At 62.6% G+C, this 2,597-nt stretch carries 3 protein-coding genes; all 3 read right to left on the bottom strand.

The window, feature by feature from the left end; genetic code table 11:
• Positions 1–769 (bottom strand): alginate export family protein (locus tag Q0L30_RS01780; RefSeq protein ID WP_296650388.1); only part of this gene is annotated, 769 nt, incomplete at its 3' end.
• A 294-nt stretch (positions 770–1,063) separates the two neighbouring features.
• A complete protein-coding gene (locus tag Q0L30_RS01785; protein ID WP_296650390.1) occupies positions 1,064–1,978 on the bottom strand; it encodes a glyoxalase in 915 nt (304 codons plus the stop codon).
• 104 nt (positions 1,979–2,082) lie between these two features.
• Positions 2,083–2,597 (bottom strand): amidohydrolase family protein (locus Q0L30_RS01790; RefSeq protein ID WP_296650392.1); only part of this gene is annotated, 515 nt, incomplete at its 5' end.

Genomic DNA, 2,597 nt, shown 5'->3' on the forward strand with positions numbered 1-2,597 from the left:
CGTCGAACACGGTCGCGAAGCGGTTCTGGACCGGCTGCGTCGCATAGGCGATAAAGCGCCACTTCCGGTATTCGTAGTCGGCCCAGATCGCGTCATAGGCCTGGCGCACATTCGGGCCGTCGCGCACCGCGATGAACCGCTGCAGGTCGAATGCCATTTCCTGGCGGCCCACGCGAAACTTGAACGTGCCGCCACCCAGCGCACCCGTGTAGGTGACGAAAGCCTGCTCTACATCGAGCGGGTTCTTGTCGACCGGCGTGATCACGTTCTTGCCAAACGCACGTGCGTCCTCGAGTTGGACGAAGAACTGCCAGTGTTTGGCAAGGTGCGCATCCGCATGAACCTCGATGCGCTGGATCAGATACGTATCCGACTGGGTGCCGATGCCGAACAGTGGCGCGTTACTGCTTTCGAGGCGCTCGCGCAGGTTCACACCGAGCGACAGATACGACGCCGGGTCGCCACCAAGCGGTATGTACTTGAGGCTGTCGAGAGGCTGGCGTGGAACGCACGGATTCGCGAGCACCGACCAGTCTTCCTGCCACCGATTGAACAGCACGGCAGGGCGTTTGACATCGCACACGGATGTCGATGTCTCCGTGCCCGCCGAAGCACCTGCACTCGTATCGTCCGCGACGTTCACCACTGCTGCGGGTGACGGAACCGTATCCGCGAATGCAACGTCAGTTCCTGCCAGCAGCACACCGGCGATAGCCGTGACGCTCGCCGCTTTTTCAAATCGGCGCCCGTACCTCGTAGTTGACGCCATGATTTCCTCCGCCATTGCGGGTACGTGGTTATATTTGTCCGTCATTTCGTGCGGCGAATGAAATCAGGGCCGCTCCTCCCAGCCCCGCAAAATCATGCGCGCCGCGGTGAGTCCGCGCGATCGTGCTCTCCGGTCGTCAGCACCCGTCCCAGGAGCGCACAGGCAGGCGCGAGCAACGCCCGGATGCCCACGTAGCGCAACTAATCGCTCCTGCGACCGCGCCCGTTGCGAACGCAACCAAGCTCGGCGTATAGACAAAACCGGCAATGGCGGCGAGGAGCGTGTCCCCGGATTTCACTTCGTCGTGCTGGCGTGAATTTCGGCAATATAGCCGCCAGGAAACTTGACCATCGCGGCTTCGCGTCCGTCCGATGTGAACGGCGGCACCACCACGCTCACGCCGGCAGCCTTCGCCTTCCGCAGCGTCTCGTCGAGATTCGATACTTCGTAGCCTGTCGTTTCTCTCCCGAACGGATACGGCAAATGGCCATCCGTCACGAGCACGGTCATCTTACCGAAGCCCGATTCGATTCGAATGCGGCGATAGGTATCGCCCGGCCGCCCGATTTCGATGCCGGGCGCAGCGGGCACATCCGACACAACCCGGCCGTGCGAGAACTTGACGAAATCGTGAACCAGTTTGTGCAGGTTTTGCGACGAAACATAGACACGATTTTCAGGAATGGTCTGAAGTGCATCGTAGTGCGGCGCCTGTGTATGCCAGTAAAGTTGCATATTTACGCCGCCCGCCCATCTGATCACCGCGTCGCGGCCAATCGGATCGGGAAACGGGTCGACGATCACATCCGCGCCATGCGCACGCGCCGCCTTCACGGCTGCGTCCATGTCCGTCACGAGGTAGCCCGTACGTTCCGTCCCAAAGGGATACGGCACGGGCGTCTTGAAGCCGAACACGGAAATCGTGCCCACTGGCGTGAACACGAGTTGCGACATCGTCTGGCTCGGCGTCGGCGTGACCTGGAAGACACCCTGCTTCGATTTGCTGCCGCCGAACGTCGCGACGAAACTGTCGGTGAAGCGGTCATAATCCTCCGGCGCGACGTACACATGCGTCGTGTCGTATTGCGGCCCCACGGCGACGGATGGCGTCCCGGCTGCGATCACCGGCGGCTTCGCAAACGCCACCGGCACGGCAGCGAGTCCGCCCGCGATCATCGCGGCAACCAATGCCGCGCGAATTGTCTTCATAACGGAATTCCCTTGTTGATTCATCGTACTGTCTGGTCGATCACGGCGGAGAGCGAACCGCACGAACCCTCGCGGGGTTAGTGCGGCCCGGCAGTGCCGCCATATCAGATCGCCCAGCAGGAGCAGCCCAGCGCGCCCCAGAAACCCTTCGCATCCGAGGTCGGCAATGCGCGGCTCCACGCGAGCGCATGCGCATGACCGTGCACGTTGCATGCACTCGCGCAACCACACATTGCCGCAGCCGCAGCACGCTGCAGCGGTGCGCCGCTGTGCGGCTGCGCACCCCAGCCGCCATAGCCTCCGAACGCGCGCACCGGCGACCAGTCGGGCATCGCCGGCGGAATCGGCGCGTCGAATTGCGAGAACGGACCTGCGCCCCAGACGATCCTGCCGCCAACGACCGTCAGCAATGCGGTTGTGTCGGCGATATCGTCCTCTGGACACGAAAAGAAGTCGCGGTCCGGCACGATCAGATCGGCAAGCTGCCCGACCGCAATGCGCCCCTTCCTGCCCTCTTCGTTCGAGAACCAGGTCACGTACTCCGTCCACATGCGCAGGGCCGTCTCGCGGTCGAGCAGATTACGTTGCGGATACATCCGAATTCCGCCGACCGTCTTGC

Origin of the sequence: Paraburkholderia sp., from assembly GCF_024281035.1 — a bacterium.
GTDB lineage: Bacteria > Pseudomonadota > Gammaproteobacteria > Burkholderiales > Burkholderiaceae > Paraburkholderia.